General features: G+C 40.2%; 19 protein-coding genes. 8 read left to right on the plus strand and 11 right to left on the minus strand.

The window, feature by feature from the left end; all coding sequences use genetic code 11:
* Window positions 1–100 precede the first annotated feature (100 nt).
* The 4 genes from dnaN to ACOWPH_RS22245 all read right to left on the minus strand — a co-directional run bounded on the left by dnaN (window position 101) and on the right by ACOWPH_RS22245 (window position 5,101).
* Window positions 101–1,249: a DNA polymerase III subunit beta gene (dnaN, locus tag ACOWPH_RS22230; protein ID WP_015212288.1), complete on the minus strand. Its 1,149-nt coding sequence runs from the start codon at window positions 1,247–1,249 to the stop codon at window positions 101–103.
* A gap of 469 nt (window positions 1,250–1,718) precedes the next feature.
* Window positions 1,719–3,218, minus strand: coding sequence for a carotenoid oxygenase family protein (locus ACOWPH_RS22235; RefSeq protein WP_042464373.1), 1,500 nt, complete (start codon window positions 3,216–3,218; stop codon window positions 1,719–1,721).
* 125 nt (window positions 3,219–3,343) lie between these two features.
* Window positions 3,344–4,702 carry a folate/biopterin family MFS transporter gene (locus ACOWPH_RS22240; RefSeq protein WP_015212290.1) on the minus strand — a complete coding sequence of 453 codons (1,359 nt, stop codon included), beginning with the start codon at window positions 4,700–4,702 and terminating at the stop codon, window positions 3,344–3,346.
* 204 nt (window positions 4,703–4,906) lie between these two features.
* Window positions 4,907–5,101: a hypothetical protein gene (locus tag ACOWPH_RS22245; RefSeq protein ID WP_015212291.1), complete on the minus strand. Its 195-nt coding sequence runs from the start codon at window positions 5,099–5,101 to the stop codon at window positions 4,907–4,909.
* A 688-nt stretch (window positions 5,102–5,789) separates the two neighbouring features.
* On the opposite strand from ACOWPH_RS22245, the gene xth reads away from it, so the two are divergent.
* Window positions 5,790–6,572 carry an exodeoxyribonuclease III gene (gene xth / locus ACOWPH_RS22250; RefSeq protein ID WP_015212292.1) on the plus strand — a complete coding sequence of 261 codons (783 nt, stop codon included), beginning with the start codon at window positions 5,790–5,792 and terminating at the stop codon, window positions 6,570–6,572.
* 225 nt (window positions 6,573–6,797) lie between these two features.
* Here the strand turns inward: xth and ACOWPH_RS22255 are convergent, their stop codons facing one another.
* Window positions 6,798–7,187, minus strand: coding sequence for a pentapeptide repeat-containing protein (locus ACOWPH_RS22255; protein WP_015212293.1), 390 nt, complete (start codon window positions 7,185–7,187; stop codon window positions 6,798–6,800).
* Window positions 7,188–7,405: 218 nt separating this feature from the next.
* Here ACOWPH_RS22255 and trxA point away from each other — a divergent pair, with 218 nt between their 5' ends.
* Window positions 7,406–7,723 carry a thioredoxin gene (trxA, locus tag ACOWPH_RS22260; RefSeq protein WP_015212294.1) on the plus strand — a complete coding sequence of 106 codons (318 nt, stop codon included), beginning with the start codon at window positions 7,406–7,408 and terminating at the stop codon, window positions 7,721–7,723.
* Between the two features lie 103 nt (window positions 7,724–7,826).
* Here trxA and prmA read toward each other — a convergent pair whose 3' ends face one another.
* Window positions 7,827–8,747, minus strand: coding sequence for a 50S ribosomal protein L11 methyltransferase (gene prmA / locus ACOWPH_RS22265; protein ID WP_015212296.1), 921 nt, complete (start codon window positions 8,745–8,747; stop codon window positions 7,827–7,829).
* A gap of 129 nt (window positions 8,748–8,876) precedes the next feature.
* Window positions 8,877–10,457 carry a phosphoglycerate dehydrogenase gene (gene serA / locus ACOWPH_RS22270; protein WP_015212297.1) on the minus strand — a complete coding sequence of 527 codons (1,581 nt, stop codon included), beginning with the start codon at window positions 10,455–10,457 and terminating at the stop codon, window positions 8,877–8,879.
* Between the two features lie 326 nt (window positions 10,458–10,783).
* Between serA and ACOWPH_RS22275 the strand changes: the two genes are divergently transcribed.
* Window positions 10,784–11,482, plus strand: a complete 699-nt coding sequence (locus ACOWPH_RS22275) for a Uma2 family endonuclease (protein WP_015212298.1) — start codon at window positions 10,784–10,786, stop codon at window positions 11,480–11,482.
* A gap of 173 nt (window positions 11,483–11,655) precedes the next feature.
* Here the strand turns inward: ACOWPH_RS22275 and panB are convergent, their stop codons facing one another.
* Window positions 11,656–12,426, minus strand: coding sequence for a 3-methyl-2-oxobutanoate hydroxymethyltransferase (gene panB, locus ACOWPH_RS22280; RefSeq protein WP_015212299.1), 771 nt, complete (start codon window positions 12,424–12,426; stop codon window positions 11,656–11,658).
* Between the two features lie 187 nt (window positions 12,427–12,613).
* Complete coding sequence (locus ACOWPH_RS22285) at window positions 12,614–13,696, minus strand: ligand-binding sensor domain-containing protein (RefSeq protein WP_015212300.1); 1,083 nt, start codon at window positions 13,694–13,696, stop codon at window positions 12,614–12,616.
* Between the two features lie 939 nt (window positions 13,697–14,635).
* Here ACOWPH_RS22285 and ACOWPH_RS22290 point away from each other — a divergent pair.
* The 5 genes from ACOWPH_RS22290 (at window position 14,636) to ACOWPH_RS22310 (ending at window position 17,842) form a co-directional block, all read left to right on the plus strand.
* Window positions 14,636–16,066, plus strand: a complete 1,431-nt coding sequence (locus tag ACOWPH_RS22290; RefSeq protein WP_015212301.1) for a form I ribulose bisphosphate carboxylase large subunit — start codon at window positions 14,636–14,638, stop codon at window positions 16,064–16,066.
* Window positions 16,067–16,151: 85 nt separating this feature from the next.
* Complete coding sequence (gene rcbX / locus ACOWPH_RS22295) at window positions 16,152–16,559, plus strand: RuBisCO chaperone RbcX (RefSeq protein WP_015212302.1); 408 nt, start codon at window positions 16,152–16,154, stop codon at window positions 16,557–16,559.
* A gap of 41 nt (window positions 16,560–16,600) precedes the next feature.
* The gene (locus tag ACOWPH_RS22300) at window positions 16,601–16,930 is read left to right on the plus strand and encodes a ribulose bisphosphate carboxylase small subunit (RefSeq protein WP_015212303.1); all 330 of its coding nucleotides are present in this window, start codon (window positions 16,601–16,603) and stop codon (window positions 16,928–16,930) included.
* 253 nt (window positions 16,931–17,183) lie between these two features.
* Window positions 17,184–17,435, plus strand: coding sequence for a hypothetical protein (locus ACOWPH_RS22305; RefSeq protein WP_015212304.1), 252 nt, complete (start codon window positions 17,184–17,186; stop codon window positions 17,433–17,435).
* Entirely contained in the window at window positions 17,426–17,842 is a 417-nt protein-coding gene (locus tag ACOWPH_RS22310; protein WP_015212305.1) for a putative toxin-antitoxin system toxin component, PIN family, read from the plus strand. Before ACOWPH_RS22305 ends, ACOWPH_RS22310 begins: the two co-directional genes overlap by 10 nt.
* Before the next feature lie 30 nt (window positions 17,843–17,872).
* Here ACOWPH_RS22310 and ACOWPH_RS22315 read toward each other — a convergent pair whose 3' ends face one another.
* Window positions 17,873–18,388: a GNAT family N-acetyltransferase gene (locus ACOWPH_RS22315; protein ID WP_015212306.1), complete on the minus strand. Its 516-nt coding sequence runs from the start codon at window positions 18,386–18,388 to the stop codon at window positions 17,873–17,875.
* Window positions 18,389–18,427: 39 nt separating this feature from the next.
* Window positions 18,428–19,594, minus strand: coding sequence for an FAD-dependent oxidoreductase (locus tag ACOWPH_RS22320; protein WP_015212307.1), 1,167 nt, complete (start codon window positions 19,592–19,594; stop codon window positions 18,428–18,430).
* Between the last annotated feature and the right edge of the window lie 9 nt (window positions 19,595–19,603).

Raw genomic sequence — 19,603 nt, forward strand, 5'->3', positions numbered from 1 at the left:
AAAGGCTCTGCATTTAGTTATATTAGAGCCAGAGGATCTATGATGGCATTCCCAGTTAGAAACTGGGAACGAGATAAAATCCTAATTAAATACATCACTGCTAATTTCTTAGTTGTACAGGCATAGCTAAATAGGTCATTTTTAAACCACCTAAAGGTGTAAAAATCACTGGAGTAAGGCTTTGATTTAAGTGCATTTGGATTTCGGTTGATGGTAATTCTTTCAAGCCTTCCATTAAATATTTGACATTAAAGGCAATATCTATATCTTCTCCAGATATTTGTGCTGACATTGATTCTGTGCCACTACCCACATCTTGCGCTTCACAAGATAAGGTAATTTCTTGATTGGCATTATCAATGCTGACTTTGACAATATTATTTTTCTGATCCGCTAATACAGCAATTCGTTCTAAGGTGCTGATAAATTGTCGCCGTTCTAATGTTACTTGTCGCTCAAATTGACGTGGTATTAGTTGCCGATACGCGGGATATTGCCCTTCTAAAGTGCGGCTGGTTAAACGTTGATTTTGCCAAGCAAATACAACTTGACCTTGATCAAAATATAAGGCTACAGTTTCTTCTGATGAGCTATGAGCTAACATTCTTTGTAGTTCGCGTAATGCTCTAGCTGGTACTGTTACTTCTAGCTGATTGTTGCCATCAAGGGGACGCTCATTAGTGGTTTCCAGCACAGCTAGGCGATGTCCGTCCGTCGCTGCAAATTCTAAAGTATCTTCTTTAACTGTCAGATGTACGCCAGTGAGAACTTGTTTGGTTTCATCTGCACTGGTGGCGAATAATGAACCACGTAAGCCTTCAATGAGTGCAGCGGTGGTGAGTTGAATGGCTTCGGAATTTTCGATTATTGGTAATTCGGGAAATTCTTCGGCTCCCATTGCGCGGACTTGATACTTGCCGTTTTTGGGTTTGAGGGTGACTATTAAACCTTCTCCGGTAGAGTCTCCTGATTCGTCATCGAGGGTGATTTCGCCTTCTGGTAGACGTGAGGTGATATCTACAAGTAGTCTAGCAGGAAGTGCGATCGCACCCCCTTCGATAACTTCAGCACTGAAACTGCTACGGATACCCAAGCTGAGATCAAAAGCTGTTAAGCTGACTTGGTTAGTTTGAGCATCGGCTTGTAGCAGTATATTAGCAAGTACAGGATGAGTTGGCCTTGATGGTACTGCACGACTGACGAGTGAAAGGTTGGTACTAAGATCGCTTTGAGCGCAAACTAATTTCATAAATCTGAGATACAGCTGGTGAAGGATAATAGTAACAAATTTTGGACTGGAGACTGGGGATTAGTATCTGTGGAAAAGCTGTGGAAAAACCAGGCTAGTTTTCCACAGAGTAATTATGCTTAACAGAATTTACTCGGAAAAGATTAAGTTTTCCACAGTTTTTTCCACAAAAGGTAATAGTTTATCCACAATTGCAGTTAAATTTAATAATTTTTTATACTTTGCTTAATATTGTCGCTGAAATGATCAAACGTCAAGATAATTAATTTGGCTGTTGGTTGTGGAAAAAGGCAGCGGGAAGGTGATAGTGAAGAAAACAATTCAGGACTTACACAAGATGTGACCGAAAACCGGATTCTTCCATAGCGGTAATTCATGTAGCTTGCTTCCCGAAGGGTATTACCGCTACTTTCATTGTGTTGTGCGTAAGTCCTACAATTAAAAAATTTAGATTCCCAACTTGAAAAAATTAGGAATCTAGGAATATCTCAGGCGTAAAACTTCCGTGTAAACCATAGGGAATATGATGCTTCAGGTGTAATTTTGCTACTGCACCTTTTAGGAAATCTTGAGCATCTAAAATTACTACATCTGAACAATGATATTCGGCATCATAAACTAAAGCTATTATCCAACCATCATCTTCTTGTTGAGAATTGGGACGAGGAACAAAAATTGGCTCACCCACAAAACCACGAGGTGCAGCACTCCATAATTGTCTGTCTCCTGACTCTAAATCAACTTTGAGAATTGCTTGTAAAGGGGCATTTCCAGTTTGATTATGAGCAGCACCAATGTATAAATAACGATACTTTCTACCCATATTATTGGGGTGAATAATAGGAAATTCGCAAGCACGACTGTCTATCAATTGACGCTGGACTGCATTTTCTTTTAAATTTAGATGAAACCGCCAAAGTTGTGGAGGTGAATTGGTGTCAAAATCAGTTTTCCGATAATCGCTATTTGGTTCAACTTCCGATAAAGATTCATAGCAGATTGAATCAATCACTATTTCATCCCCAACTTCAAAAGCATTGACGTGATGAAAGATAAAACCTGATTGAGCTTCTAGAATTTTAAAATTTGGTGTTTCTGCCTTGGATATGCGGGGGATAACTATTATCTGAGTTGGTTTATTTTTAATTAACTTAATGCATTGTCCAGCACTGCATATTCCCAAGGCAAAAGGTAACGGGTTAAATTCAACAGGATTTTGGAAAAATATGCAGTAATTAGGGGTAATAACAAAATCGTGAATGAAGCAAAAACCAGGAACTTTATGGGATTGCTTTCTAATAATTTCTCCTGCTGGATTTAACTCAAAAATGGTGATCGTTGTGGATAATCCTGGTTTAATAGAGAAATTGACTAAACAAGGTGCATCATTATCTTGTTTGCAACTAGGGTCAAAACGAGGATGGGCGCTAAAGGCTTCACCTGTGGATAAGACACCATTAAAATATTCTTTTTCTAATGTTTCGAGTGTATGGGGGTCAAGGCGATGGGGTTCTGCTGCCTCCCATAATGCCAAGAGTTTACCACCCCAGTAAATAACGTTTGTATTAGCAATATTTTTGATTTTGAAATCAAAGGCATTTGCCAACCAACCACCAGGCTTTTGAGTACCAAAAACACCACGATAAAGGATTTTTTTAGCTTTTTTTTCTGCTAAATAACCACTGGTTTGTACAAATCGGTTACAAAAATGGGCGCGACCCTTGGTGAAGGAGATGCGGCTAATCATGCCATCACCATCAAAAGGATGATGTAAGCGTTTTCCGTTTACATCTAATAAACCAGGTCCATTTCTAAATAGTGTTCCTTGCAATTCTGGGGGAATTTGTCCTTCTATGTCATCAATCCAATAATCAAATTCTTGGGAGAGAGATTCATATCCTCCTTGCCAATCTTCCAGAGTATAGGATTTTGCTGGATTTTGGTTTTCTTGAGTTTCTAATGTATTCATGTTTTTGAAATTACAGCGAATTTCGTGGTTAGAAGATTCATATCTAGTGGGCAAGATGCCCTCACTACAATAGTTTCATTTTTCAAGTTTGTATATCATTTAAATGAAATCCGCTGTATGTACAATTAATTGTTAGCTGAAGTTGCTGCCAATTGTGTGATTTCAGTTTCTTTTTCTGGTAATAATTTTATAAATAGCAGAGGTAATAAAGCACTTAAATTAGTGATAATTACTAATATCCATAGAGCATCAAAGCTGGTGTCTGTAATACCTAACCAGTGCATGATTAATGCACCAAATTCTTTAGAAATAGCTCCTCCTAAGTTAAATATTGACATGATGAGTGAAAATAATGTGGCTTCTATTCCCAAGGGACAAATTCGAGCTGCTAATACCATCACGGGCATGAATGCAATTTGTCCCATAACGGTGAGAATTAAGCTATCTCCTAAACTAAACCAGTGGTCATCTATTCCTAATGCTCTATTTGTGTGAGTTACTAACACTAATATTGTCATTCTTAATGCTGTTGAGATGATGATGCTCCAACCACAGATTACGCGAAAAGGGACGCTTTTAAGGAAGCGTTGAAAGATCCAGATGCCAATTAATGAGGCTAAACTGGTGACTAAATGAACTCTGCCTAAAAATTCTGGTTCAAAGTGCAGTTCGTTGGTGAAGAAGAAGAAAAAGGCTGCGTCTCCACTAGGGGTAGATTGCCACAGAAAGATAAATAATGTGGGTAGCCAAATTGCTTTTTGAGTGAAGACTTGGCGTAGTTGTTTGAGTTGAGTTGAGACGTTGAAGGGATTAGTTTGATGATTTCCTGGGGTATTTTTGTGAATGGGTGTTTCAGTAATTATCCAAGCTGCTGCTGAGATAATGAGGGGGAATAAGGCAGTAACTAAAAATACTGTGCGGGTGGTGAAGTATTCTAAGAGTAGGCCGCTAAAGTAAGCTGTAATCAAGCCTCCAAGGGCGGTAGCACCCCAGCAGATAGATTGGAGGGAGCCGACCTGTGCTTGAGATTCAGATCTGGCACGTTCGACAACGAGGGAGTCAACGATGACATCACTGAAGGCAACAGAGAGGGAACTCAGTGCGATCGCTATTGTTGCTCCCAAGCTAGTATGAACTAATGTGGACAAACTCACCCAAGCCGCAGATCCCAATATTCCTGATAACACCAAATACGGGCGACGACGATAGCCAAAGATAGGCAAACCATCGGATATAAAGCCAAATAAGGGCTTAATCATCCACGGTAGGGCTACTATTCCCAGCAGTGCTGACACCTCAACTGGACTTAGATGTAATTCATCTTTGAGGAAGAAACTGACGGCTAGACGAGCTAACCCTAATATGCCTTGGACAAAGTAAACAGCAAGTATTGCAATTAACTCTGGCTTAGGTTCGTTACCTAAGAGAATTTGTTTGGTTACTGAGTCTTTGACCTTGGATAAGCCAGAAGAGTCAATCAGCATTTGATAAATATTCTTTAAGTTTTATCTACTTTTATATCATAACCATATACGGATGATGTTATCAGCTATCTTAATTACAAAGTTTTTAACTGCAACTGTAAAAGAAGGGTGGAATGTAACTAAAACAATACGCAAGCATCATTTATAGTCTGACGCTTGCGCTGAATAAATTCGGGCTGATTGTATTTTTATTCCAGATGAAAATCAAGACGATGTTACATCAACCGCTTTCTGAGTCAGCACTCCAGTGTTACGGCTGTCCAAATTAGACAAACGATTAATGCTTAAAAGTGGAACTTCTTGCCGGCACGACAAACAAAACCAATACAGTTCACCATGACGGACATGACGCAGGATAGAACCACCGCAGCAGGGGCAAATGTTGGCTCTCTTATTCATACCAATGTCCTCCTAAAAAAATTGTTGTTGTAAACAGGTAAAAAAATTTTTGATTAAAACCTAATTCATATGTACTTTCAAGTGCCAAAAATTCTGCTTGGCGACAAAAACTACATATTTTGCTCTTTTTCCTGGTGAATAGTAATCTAAAAACGCTAAATTCTGTGGATATTACGGTTGTTCTATACAAGAAAAATTTCTTTATTCCATACCGCAATTAACAGCATTAACATAATATTGATTTAAGGTTGTATTTTACCAATACTGATTTAATAACTGACATTATTTTATGAGGATAAAGCATTTGTATCTATTCTTCTGAAATTTAAATTAACTTTTTCCCGCCCAAAAGCAAAATTTCAGCTAAATATACGATCAATTTCCTACAAAATCATGATGTCATCTCATCAGCAAAAGCTAACTACCAGCAGCACTCTTAAACTATAACCGAGGATTTAGTATTTTCATCTGTCTTGGGGATCATAAACAATTAGAATATTCTGTAGCTGACTTTACAAATTCGCATATTTTGTAGCTGGCAATACTAAATTATGGCTAGGGATCAACTACTTACTGCTTTTTTTAGAGTAAATAGCAACAAAATAGAAAAATTATCGAGAGTAAATAGTCACGAAAAATTTACATATTTTATAATTCTTAATCTACCATCATTACTGATAAATAACTCATGAAAATTGCCACTTGGAATGTCAACTCGATTCGCACACGTTTAGAACAGGTTATTGATTGGTTAAATCAAAATCCTATTGATGTCCTGTGTTTGCAAGAAACAAAAGTCGTAGATGCTGATTTTCCGCGTTTACCTTTTGAAACATTAGGTTATCACCTTTATATTTTCGGACAGAAGAGTTATAACGGCGTTGCACTCATTAGCCGTAAACCCCTGGAAGACGTGAGTATGGGGTTCTGTGCGATTTTGCCAGAGATAGAACCACAATGGGACGAGCAAAAGCGCGTTATTACTGGTGTTATTGATGGAGTTCGCATTGTCAATCTTTATGTTCCCAATGGTTCTGCGGTGGGAAGTGATAAATATGAATATAAGCTGCGCTGGTTAACGGTATTGCGGAAATATTTGCAGGTGGTGTTGTTGTCTCAACCTGATATTTGTATGTGCGGTGATTTTAATATTGCTTTGGAAGATATAGATATTCACGATAAAGCGAAGATAGAAAATCACATTATGGCATCTGAGCCAGAACGCCAAGCTTTACGAGGTGTTATTTCACTGGGTTTTGCGGATGCTTTTCGCAAATTTAACAAAGAAGGAGGAAATTATAGCTGGTGGGATTATCGTACTGCTGCTTTCAAGCGTAATTTAGGTTGGCGGATTGACCATCATTATCTCACACCAGTTTTGTGCGATCGCGCTAAAAGTTGTATTATTGACGTTGCACCAAGGAAGTTAACCCAGCCTAGCGACCATACACCAGTGATTGTAGAGTTTTAGTTGTGTGCGATCGCTACGCTCTCTTCGAGACGCTCCGCGAACGCCGCAGGCATCGCGCTTAAGGTTTATTTATTGTTAATGTTGGGTTTCGTACCTCAACCCAACCTTGTATCTTAGAGGTATGTTAGAGGAATTGTGATTCCACTAACCAACTTCATATTTTTCCCAAATATACCATCTCCTTTAAATGCTCCTTTACTAGCGAACTTGTCTTCTACAGACGAATTATTCAATAGTCATCGGGCCTTCAATAAAGACTCCATCTGGATTGATAGTGTTACGAACGAAAGCGCTTTCCAAAGACCCAAGTCTAGCTCCTCTAGTATTGGCATTTTCCAAGTTGACACCCAGCATGTCACAATACAAGAGATAGGCTTCAGTCAAATTAGCTCCGGTCAGATTGGCTCCACTCATATCACCCCAAGCACTAGCGTTGGCTCTACTCAAATTAGCTCCACTCAAATTGGCCCAACTCAGATCAACTTTACTCAATTTAGCTCCACTCAAATTGATGTCTCTAAGATCAACCCCGCTCAATTTAGCACCACTAAAATCAACCCCACTAAAATCTCTTTCCCCAGCAGCGTAACGCTTGAGCAATTCCTCAGCATCCATAATTTACTCCCGGCATTAATCAACAACTTAATATATAAAGCAATACTGTTGCCAATTTTCCCAAATAGGTCTGAAACCCAATAAAATCGTGACGATATCAATAGGGTTTCAGGGTTTTGGACGATTTAACAGCTTTGCAAAAAAAATATGAAGATATACCGTTTCCATGACGTAAGAACTACCATTAAAACAAACAATAAAAAATTGGTGTGTGTCACATGACTACTAAAAAGCAATTTAATAGCTTTGAAGAAATGCTGTCTGGTTCTGATGTACCTGTGTTGGTAGATTTTTATGCTGATTGGTGTGGCCCCTGCCAGATGATGGTGCCAATTTTAGAACAAGTCAATGCCCAATTGAACAATCGTTTAAGAATCGTCAAAATTGACACAGAGAAGTATAAAGAGTTAGCCAGCCAATACCAAATTGCTGCCTTACCAACTCTAGTATTATTTAAGCAAGGTCAACCTGTGGATAGAATTGAGGGTGTAGTGCAAGCACCACAGTTAGTCCAACATCTCAAAACTCTCATTTAATTTGGGGGAAGGTGACAGGTGACAGGTGACAGAAATTTTTGATATTTGATTTTCTTTCTCCGCTCAAAACCATTATCTCCTTCATCTTCCTCATCTCCCCACATCATGAACGACGGGCATTTAAGCAACACCATTCTTTTCTTTTCCAGAGAGTAGCCACAACCCAGCCATTTTGTTCTAAGACATCAGCAACGGCTTTGGATTGTTCTAGTAAAATACCGCTAAAGATACCCCAGGTAGTGGGTTTAACAATAGCTCCCATTTCTGGAATTAACTCAATAATTACATCAGCTAAAATATTGCAGACAATACCATCTACTGGTTGAGTAATTATTTTAGTGAGAATTTCTACACTGCCCTCAGTTGGGATTAAGCGTTCTGAATTCATATCATTCAGGGCGCGATTGCTGAAAGTTGATTGTACTGCCAAAGGATCAGTATCTACTGCATAAACTTTTTCTGCTCCCAGCAGTACCGCACCAATGGAAAGAATGCCAGAACCGCAGCCAATGTCCGCAATTATTAGAGATTGTTTTTTATCATTTTTACTAACAAAAGCTTCAGGAACTTGACTGAGGCGCATTTCTAGAGATTCTAAACACAACTGGGTTGTAGCATGATTACCCGTACCAAATGCAACACCTGGATCAAGACGAATAACCAACCGTTCTAATGAGTCTGGTAGTGGTAGCCATGCGGGGTTAATCAGAAAGCGATCGCCTATTTCTTGAGGTTGCCAATATTGTTTCCAGCTACTAGCCCAATCTTCCTCATCAATCAATTGCCAATGGAGTATGGGAGATGGCAACCCTATACACATAGCATCTTGACGCAACCATAACGATAGAGCAGATAAATCCAATAGCTGTGCTTGAAAGCTGGGTAAGTAAGCCTTTAATAGTGAGGAATTACCTTTGCTTTCACTAGCTGTACCACGACAGCCAAAACCCTCCAGTCGCCAAAAGATAGAATCTTCTAGGTCTGGTTCACATAAAATTTTGAGTTCCCACCAGGTGTTTGCCATAGAATGTTAGATTTTAGATTTTAGATTTTAGATTTTAGATTGGTAATGGGTAATTGGTGATGGGTAATTGGAAAAAACAATTACTTGTTACCTGTTTTTAATCCAAAATCCAAAATCCAAAATCCAAAATTAAAGTGTTACTGTATACGCATCTCGAATTCCCGGTACTTTCGTAATTTCATCTAAGATGCCTTCTGGTAAAGGATCATCAATACTTAGCGCCATGACTGCATCACCACGGACGATTTTACGACCTACCTGCATACTGGCAATATTGACATTAAAACTACCAAGTAGAGAACCGAGTTTACCGATAATTCCTGGCATATCACGGTGCAGAGTGAACAGCATATATTTGCTAGGTGGAACGTTAATGGGGAAACCATCAACATCAGTGAGGTGAATTTCTTTATCACCCAACAAAGCACCTGTAACTGAATGAGTACCTAAAGTACCTGTAGCTTCTAGATGCAGTGAACCGGCATAATCTCTGGCTGAGGCATCCCGTGTTTCAATCACGCGAATTCCTCTTTCTTTGGCTTCTATGCTGGCGTTGACATAATTAACCCGTTCCCGTAAGGCTTGATAAAGTAGTCCTTTAAGGGCTGCTACTACCAACGGCTGACTTTTGTTGGTTGCGAGTTCTCCTTGGAGTGTGATGTTGAGTGTTTCTACCCTGCCACCTACTAGTTGTCCTACCAAGTTACCAAGGGTTTCTGCCAACTGCATATAAGGCTTGAGTTCTTCTAAAACATCGGGTCCGAATCCGGGGATGTTAACAGCAGAACGAGCAGGTAGTCCTAAGAGGACATCGCGGATTTGTTCAGCTACGTCTATAGCAACGTTAACTTGGGCTTCGGTGGTTGATGCCCCTAAGTGGGGGGTGAGGATGAGATCTTTGCCGAGCGATCGCAAATCAGACTCACCCAGAGGTTCTGACTCGAATACATCTAAAGCTGCACCACCAATTTTACCTTCTTTGATTGCCGCTGCTAAAGCTGCTTCATCAATGATGCCACCACGAGCGCAGTTAATAATTCTCGCTGTTGGTTTCATCTTCGCCAAAGTTTTGGCATTGATTAAGTGGGTAGTTTCTGGGGTTTTGGGGATATGCAAGGTGATATAATCTGCTTGCTGCATCAGTAAATCTAACTCTACCAATTGACAGCCCATCTGTTCAGCCCTTTCTGTAGAAATAAAGGGATCATAAGCTAAAAGTTTCATCCCCATAGCTTTGGCTACAGCCGCAACATGAGAGCCAATTTTACCTAGCCCGACAACGCCGAGAGTTTTTTTGTATACTTCTGCACCTACAAAAGTTTTGCGATCCCATTCACCCCGTTTTACGGAAGCATTTGCATCTGGGATATGACGAGATAAAGATAACATCATTGCTAGTGCGTGTTCGGCTGCGGCAATGGTATTTCCCTCTGGAGAATTGACTACTACAATACCTTTGCGGGTAGCAGCAGGAACATCAACATTATCCACTCCCACACCAGCACGACCAATAATTTTTAATTGTGTGCCAGCTTCAATAATTTCTTGAGTGACGCGAGTTCCAGAACGGATCATCAACGCATCGTACTCGCCAATAATTTCTATCAGTTCTGCTGGTTTAAGACCTGTTTTGACATCAACCGTAGCAACTTGGGAAAGGATGTCAATACCAGCCTGGTCAATCGGATCGGAGACAAGAACCTTAGACATGATTACTTCATTTAAATTTACAGGTTTTGCTGCACAAGACTTTTAAGTTTAGTCTTTATCTGTAACAATTCAGCAAGAATTATGCGTTTCTATATATAGCAAGCAGGGGACTCTTAACAGGATAACTGAGTGAAACTCTATTGGTGTTTAAGTTTTGTAGTGAGTTTTTATCTCCATACGCTACCAGGCAATTGCTATATATCTAATTTACTTCCTCCTGACTCCGAACTCCGAACTCCGAACTCCTGACTCCTGACTCCTGCTATATCGCCTGAACAAAATAATAATTCTATAATTAATTGTGGTGAGTGTTGGGAGAAGTAGTGATGTTAAATTTCCACCTACCAAGGTACTTACCCTCGGCTGAAGAGTTACCCGATTCTGATGAAACACCTGTGGATAACGAACTACAAGAATTAATTCCAGGATTGCTGAAATCAATACTGCTGATACTTTGGTCTGAACGCATGGACTGGTTTTTTGGGGTAAATATGGGGATTTATTATCACCCTGATGAACTGCCAATGGTGCCAGATGGGTTTCTGAGCTTGGGAGTGGAACGTTGTTATGATGAGGAATTACGCCCTAGTTATGTGTTGTGGGATGAAAATGTTGTCCCCATTTTAGTCCTAGAAGTGGTTTCTCCAAATTATCGCAAGGAGTACACCATTAAACTGGACGAATATGCGGACTTGGGTGTGCGATATTATGTGATTTATTCTTCTCGTCGTCGTCGCAAACCACGTTTGGAAGTACATAAGTTAGTGAATGGGAAGTATGAGTTACAAGCAGGAAATCCTGTATGGCTACCAGAAATTGGCTTAGGAATTGGTTCTGAACAGGGAAATTATGGTGGTTTAAACCGGGAATGGTTGTATTGGTATGATAATGACGGCAAGCGGTATTTGACACCGCAAGAACAGATTATAGAGGCAGAAGAACGCGCTCAGTTGGCAGAAGTGCGATCGCAAAAGTTAGCCGAAAAGTTGCAAGATTTAGGAATCGACCCTGCTCAAGTTCAATAAGATAAAAATAAACCTGCCTAGGCAGGTTTAAATATTTAAGAGAACTCCACAAAAAAGATGATCCAATCTTGTGGGATGGGCATCTTGCCCGTCCTTGTATTATTAGCGGGCTTTTCGGCCCGCACCACAAGAAATTTTGGGATATTTTTTTAATTGGAGAACTCTAATTCTAATTACGGAAATTGGCGATCGCGTACTTCCACAGCATATTTCTGCACAGCTTGAGTAATATGTTCTCGTAAATTTGTATAAACTTTGGCGAAGGGCGGTTGTTTTTCTGAAAGTCCGATAATGTCAGAAGTAACTAATACTTGACCATCGCAGTCCGAACCTGCACCGATACCAATAGTAGGAATACGCAATTTTTGAGTAATTTGTAATGCTAAATGAGCAGGGATATGTTCTAACACTATTGAAAATACACCAGCTTGTTCGAGAGCGATCGCTTCATTTAAAATTCTCTCACCAGCTTCTGGGCTTTTTCCCTGTTGTCGTAAACCCAGTTGATGTACAGATTGTGGTGTCAACCCGACATGACCCATCACCGGAATACCAGCTTGCACCAGCCTGGCCACAGTTTCCACCATTGCCGGATGTCCACCTTCTAATTTTACCGCTTGTGCGCCGGTTTCCTTCAGCACCCTGCCGGCAGACTGCATAGCTTGAGAAACACTTTCTTGATAAGTTAAAAATGGTAAATCGACAACAACAAGAGCGCGTTTTACAGCACGACGCACAGCTTTAGCATGATGAATCATTTCATCTAGAGTAATTGGCAGCGTTGTCTCATACCCAAGAATTACTGCCAAAGAATCTCCCACCAGGATTAAGTCTACACCAGCTGCATCTAGCAGTTGAGCGATCGCATAATCCCAGCCAGTCAGAGCGACAATTGCCCGCCCCTGCTGTTTCCATTGAATTAATTGCTGGGTAGTAACTGCCATAAAAAAAGGAGTTCGGAGTTCGGAGTTCGGAGTTCGGAGTCAGGAGTCAGGAGTCAGGAGTCAGGAGTCAGGAGTCCAGGAGTTCAGGAGTTCAGAAGTTCAGGAGTCAGGATTCAGGATTTAGAAGGTTATTCTCCCAAGTCCCAAGTCCCAAGTCCCCAGTCCCCAATTCCCCAGTCCCCAATTCCTACTTCACAGACCGACCGAACCCAAAATGAGTTTGTGCTTTATCCATTGTAGGCATTAACCAAGCCAGCCCCTCGCTGGTTCCCACCCACAACTTATTACCAAGATCAGGTGCAACAGTCAGCACTCGACTAGAAGGCAGCCCCGCAACTCGGTCTAACAAAGCACCCGTATTGGGATTTAATCGTAACAAACCATTAGTCGTACCAACCCAAACACTACCATCTTGAGCAAAACGGACTGAAGTTACATTCCTTCCTCGCAAAGGCGTGACAGACCTCAACACAATTCCATTTTTTGGGTTAACCACTAATAATTGATTTGGCATTCCTGCCCAAATTAACCCTTCAGGACTGATGGCTAAAGATTGCACAGTCGTCCCTGGTAAATTATTTATCCTCTTCATAATCAAGGCATTGGCAGTATTCACCCTGACCAGTCCATCCAAAGTCCCAACCCAAAGCTGACCTTCAGCATCTAAAGTCATTGCATTGGCGCTAACACCAGGCAAGTTTTTGATTGTTGTCATAATCAAGCCTTGGTCAGGACTAATCAAGGCTAAACCGCTATCAGTACCTGTCCACAAATAACCACGTTTATCTGTTAACAGCGACAATACCCGTTTGGAAGGTAGTAATAAATTTTGTGCTGTAATTTCATTAGTGCGAGGATCTACTCGTGTCAAACCCTCATAATTTCCCACCCATAAACGCCCGACTTTATCTTGGGCTAATGCACTAATAGTAATATTTGGTAAACTGACACGAGCAATAACCTTACCTGTATTCGGGTCAATCCGCGATAAACCCCGCCAAGAACCTACCCACAAATTACCAGCAAAATCTCCTAACAAATTACTAATGCGGTAATCAGTTTCTGCTTCTCTTTCTTGCACATCCCGATCATCGGGTAAGGGATCTACTCGTCTTGGTGGAGGTGCGGCTGGGTAAGTAGTAGTGGAATTATTTGGATTGATATCAGGTTTTGTTTGCGCTCCTACTTGCTCTCCTGTACTGGGTAGACTTATCAGCCCCAGCAAAATAGAAATCATCAATAAACGAGTACGACTATTAAATAATACCACGGTTGTATATCCTTTCGAGACAGTACCTAAGAACTATTAGCTAAAATGACTTGAGATTAATTAATAGTCTTCCCTGAGTTGGTATTTTTTTTAGCATCAATAGCAATTTTTTCCTCAATCTAGCACTTTGCTGATAGATTATGCTGCACAATCGGGAGTCAGTAAACTAATTTGACAAAACTGCGGCGCGATCGCTAACCGTCCCCTAATTTTAACTATGGGGTAACACGGCACTCAGTAGGCTGGAAATTCTTTTGTATCTGGCAGAAAAATGTATCACAGGTAGTCTATATAACTAATAGTCACCCTTTGTACAGTAGTCTTAACAAAATGTTTAAAAATTTCTTTAATAAGAAATTTAAATATATGAGTTCAAAACTTTCAAAGAATAACTTATTGAATTATTGATATATTGTGAGACAAGTTACAAATTACGTCGTGTGCAGTTTTTTATCTTTAGCTCACTTCTGAGCTAAACCGCAGTTAGTGAAGTTTCCTTTATATCTTTTTACCCAATCGGAATCAAGATATCAGGAGAAAAAACGGGAAAATGAGCTAGACAGCTTAAAACCCTACTTTTTTCTACTTTAAAAGGCATAAATTCCCATAATGCCCGTAAAGCAACGAATTTTCTCTGAAATTAAGCAGGTTTAGTAAGGTAAGCAAAAGAGATAGAAAAAACTTAGTGTTTGTGGGACGGGGGAAAAAGCAAAGCCTTTAGATTGGCGCTTTTACACGAAGATAATCATCAAGGTGCGGTAATTTGCCACCGCTGCCAACTGCTTGTCACAAAAAAAATGCTGCCCTCTAGCAACAGTTAACCCCCAAATATAAGTTCTCTTTATATCTACAATGAGAAAAGAAGAAAGATAAAGGGTGATAAGAAGTTGCACATAACGTGATTTGATAGTAAAAAGAATGACTTCTTGGAAGGAAAATATGTCTTACGCGCAAACGAAGACTCAGGCGAAAGCTGGGTATCAAGCTGGGGTTAAAGATTACAGACTAACTTATTACACTCCCGATTACACACCTAAAGATACAGATATTCTTGCAGCATTCCGGATGACTCCTCAACCTGGAGTTCCACCTGAAGAAGCTGGTGCTGCGGTAGCTGCTGAGTCTTCTACAGGTACTTGGACAACTGTATGGACAGACTTGCTCACCGACCTAGATCGCTACAAAGGTCGTTGCTATGACATCGAACCAGTTGCTGGTGAAGACAACCAATACATCGCTTACGTTGCTTATCCTCTAGACTTGTTTGAGGAAGGTTCCGTCACCAATATGTTGACCTCCATTGTAGGTAACGTATTTGGTTTCAAAGCATTACGCGCATTGCGTTTGGAAGACTTGCGGATTCCCGTTGCTTACCTGAAGACCTTCCAAGGTCCTCCTCACGGTATTCAAGTTGAACGCGACAAGTTGAACAAGTATGGTCGTCCTTTGTTGGGTTGTACCATTAAGCCCAAATTAGGCTTGTCTGCTAAGAACTACGGTCGCGCCGTATACGAATGTTTGCGTGGTGGTTTGGACTTCACCAAAGACGACGAAAACATCAACTCCGCACCATTCCAAAGATGGCGCGATCGCTTCTTGTTTGTAGCAGAAGCAATCCACAAAGCACAAGCAGAAACCGGCGAAATCAAGGGTCACTACTTGAACGTAACCGCTCCTACCTGTGAACAAATGATTGAACGGGCTGAGTACGCTAAAGAACTCAAAATGCCCATCATCATGCATGACTACCTGACCGCAGGTTTCACAGCTAACACCACCTTGGCTCATTGGTGTCGTAAGAACGGTATTTTGCTGCACATTCACCGTGCTATGCACGCCGTAATTGACCGTCAAAAGAACCACGGTATCCACTTCCGCGTATTGGCTAAAACCTTGCGGATGTCTGGTGGTGACCACATTCACACCGGTACAGTTGTTGGTAAATTGGAAGGCGAACGTGGCATCACAATGGGCTTCGTTGACCTACTACGTGAAAACTACGTTGAGCAAGACAAGTCTCGCGGTATCTACTTCACCCAAGATTGGGCTTCTATGCCTGGTGTAATGGCAGTTGCTTCCGGTGGTATCCACGTATGGCATATGCCCGCACTCCTAGAAATCTTTGGTGATGACTCCGTACTACAGTTTGGTGGTGGTACACTTGGTCACCCCTGGGGTAATGCTCCTGGTGCAACCGCTAACCGCGTAGCTCTAGAAGCTTGCGTTCAAGCTCGTAACGAAGGACGTAGCTTGGCTCGTGAAGGTAACGACATTATCCGCGAAGCGGCTAAGTGGTCTCCTGAACTAGCTGTTGCTTGCGAACTGTGGAAAGAAATCAAGTTCGAGTTTGAAGCAATGGATACCGTCTGATCATTTAGGATTTGGGATTTTGGACTATTGGATCAATTTAAAATCCAAAATCCAAAATCTAAAATCTATGGGGCTGGGGTCAAGCATGAATTTAAAGCAAATTGCGAAAGACACAGCCAAAACTCTCCAAAGTTATCTGACTTATCAGGCACTTATGACTGTTTTGGCACAGCTAGGCGAAACAAATCCTCCTTTAGCATATTGGTTGCAAAACTTTTCTGCTGGGAAAATCCAAGACGGAGAAGCATATATTGAGGAATTGTTTCTAGTAAAGTCAGATTTGGCTTTGCGAATTATGACTGTCAGGGAACACATCGCGGCAGAAGTGACAGATTTCTTACCAGAAATGGTGCGTACTGGCATTCAGCAAGCCAACATGGAACAGCGTCGCCAGCATCTCGAACGCATCACGCAACTAAATTTATCAAGTCCCAGCCCAATAACTGAACAGCAGACAGTCTCAGACCCTGATGTGGATAATTTATCCGGTTAGTCGGTCAACGTAGTAGTAAAAACAACCCATTACCAACAGCTATGCAAACTTTATCAAAAGAGCGTCGTTACGAAACTCTCTCTTATCTTCCCCCCCTGTCTGATGCTCAAATTGCCAAACAAGTTCAGTACATTCTGAGCCAAGGCTACATCCCAGCAATCGAGTTTAACGAAACTTCTGAACCAACCGAATTGTTCTGGACAATGTGGAAGCTACCTTTGTTTGGTGCTAAAACCACTCAAGAAGTATTGAGTGAAGTTCAAGGTTGCCGTTCTCAGTTCGGTAACTGCTATGTTCGTGTTGTTGGTTTTGACAACATCAAACAGTGTCAAGTTCTCAGCTTTATCGTTCACAAACCCAGCAGATACTAAATTCTGATTTGGTTTAAATAATTTGCTTTTTGGGAGAGGTAGAGTTTTCTATCTCTCTTTTTTTTAACGCAGAGGAATACGGAGGTTAGCGCGGAGAGTTTTTTTAGTTTTTGATAGTATCAATCCCAACTGCTAAAAACCGCAAAACACCAGACAGCCATTATTTTCTCAAGCCTGCGGTTCTGAGCCACTTTTCAAAGTATTAAACTAGAACTATGGCCGCCCTAGTAGTTAGTGCAAAGAGGTAATAATCATGCCAAATCTGACATTAAGCGATCAACAGGTAATTGAATTAGTTAAGCAACTACCCCCAGAAAGTAAAAGGGTAGTCTTGTTAGCACTAGCTAAGGAAAGTGAAAGTGAGCGTGAGTCTCGCATGGAATATGCAGAAAAACAACTACATAACTTATGCGCTGAACGTGATTTAAATTGGGATACTATGTCAGAAGATGAACGTGAAACATTTATAGATGATTTGGTGCATGAGGACAGACAGTGCGCCTAATAGTGGTATTTGATACAAATGTTTTGATCTCTGGTATTGGCTGGAAAAGCAACCCTTTTCGTTGTCTTGAATTGGCGCGTAGGGGCATCATAGAAGGTGTAATATGTCCAGAAATACTTGAGGAAGTCACAGAAAAATTACAACTAAAGCTAAAATTTTCAGATACTCAAGTAATTGATACAATAGCTGATTTACTCAGCTTTCTCCGATTAGTAACAATTACTAACACTTTGAATTTCCTCACCACTGACCCAGATGATAATATGGTTTTAGAATGTGCCGTTTTGGCGAATGCGACTCATATTGTTACAGGTGACAAAAAACATTTGTTACCTTTAGGTATTTATGAAGATATTGCAATTGTAAATGCTACAGATTTCCTTACTTTAATATTACCTCAACAATAAATTTATTAATAAATATTGGTTTCCTATTTCTTAAAGATCATAACCCATGATATAATCATCTATTACAAATCCATTACCCATATCTTTAATTTCACTGGCAATAATTCTAAAACCAAATCTAGTATAAGCTTTAATTCCTTTTTCATTCCTTTTATTGACATTGAGAATTATTTGTTTTAAGTTCATATTTTTTGCTTTTTTATAAATATGATTTAACATTATTTGTCCATAGCCTAAACCATGCAGTGAGGGTAATAGGTAACACTTATGTAGCTTTAAATAAGTAATATTATTTTTGGTTTCTTCTCCATAAGACAAATAACCAACGAATTGATCATTTTTTAGGACTTTATCGTAGAATATACCCTGATTTAAAATTTCATTTTCAATTACTCCTACTCCATACATCAGATTCAGCATATACTCTATCTGTTCAATGCTGATAATTTGGGAATAGTGAGTATACCAAATATCTACACTAAGTTTTCTGAGTTCATCTAAATCTGTATCTAATAAGTTTTCAATCCTAATTAAAGAATTATTCATGCTTCACTAAACTTTTTAATAAGCTGATAGTGTAATTTATCAGGTTTTTGGTAGACTTTGAAATCTTGCCATGAAACGGCGATCAAGACAGTCTTTCCAGTGCCACAATAATTGATGAGGCGGTAAAGTGAAATTACCCCTAGTAGCTAATGCGCTTCCGTCCCCCGTACTAATTAAACTCAAATATGCTTTTTGTGGTTTGTAAGGTTTGAGTGATTTACCCAAAACCATTCTGCACAAATTTTCATACAGCGGTTTACCTTGGCGCACAGCAAACACACCTGCTTTCGGGAGGTGATAATTTACCATAGTCGCAATATCACCCGCTGCAAAAATATGGGAATGGGTGAGAGATTTCAAATTATCATCTACTAAAATAAACCCTTGTTCATCAGTACCAATTCCTGATGCTTTTATCCAATCTGGTGCTGATGCTTGTGTCACCCAGAAAACTTGATTACATTCAACTATTAACCCAGATTCACATTTAACCTCAAACTTTTCGTTTATCGGTGCAACTTGACACACTGTTTCACCTAAATGCAATTTTACACCTTTGTGATTTAAAACTCTTTGCATGATTCGCCGTACTGATGGATGATGATTCGGCATTAATTCCCCACCTCGTTGAAATAAATGCACTTCTAAATTTTCAATCTCCAATTTCTGTAAACCTGCTTGCATTGATAACGCCAATTCCACACCCCCAGCACCACCACCCACGATACTAATACTTAGCTGTTTCTGGGGATTTGCAGCTGCATTTTTCTGTAATTTATCCCAATGTTCTAAAAGTTTTGCTACTGGTTTAGCACTGACAGCATATTCTGCTGCACCTGATACAGACAATTTAGCGGGGGTGCTGCCAATGTCAATAGATAGTAGATCAAAATCTACCGCAGGTCTGTTAGCACAAATCACTTTATTATTTTGCAAATCTAGCCCAACTACTCTGTCAAAATACAAATTTACATGAGCAAAGTTGCTTAAATTTTCCAAGTCAATATGACACTCAGCATAATTGTAAAATCCGGCAATATGTCCTGGTAACATCCCAGAGTAGGGTGTATATTTATCTGGGGTAATTAAGGTCAAATGCAATCCAGGTAAAGGTTTATTACCCAAAAGTCTCAAGATAATAGCATGACTATGACCTCCACCAATTAGCACTAGCTTTTTCAGTATTGGTTGGCAATTTTGCTGCATTGTCAGATT

Origin of the sequence: Anabaena sp. PCC 7938, assembly GCF_049315035.1 — a bacterium.
GTDB lineage: Bacteria > Cyanobacteriota > Cyanobacteriia > Cyanobacteriales > Nostocaceae > Anabaena > Anabaena cylindrica.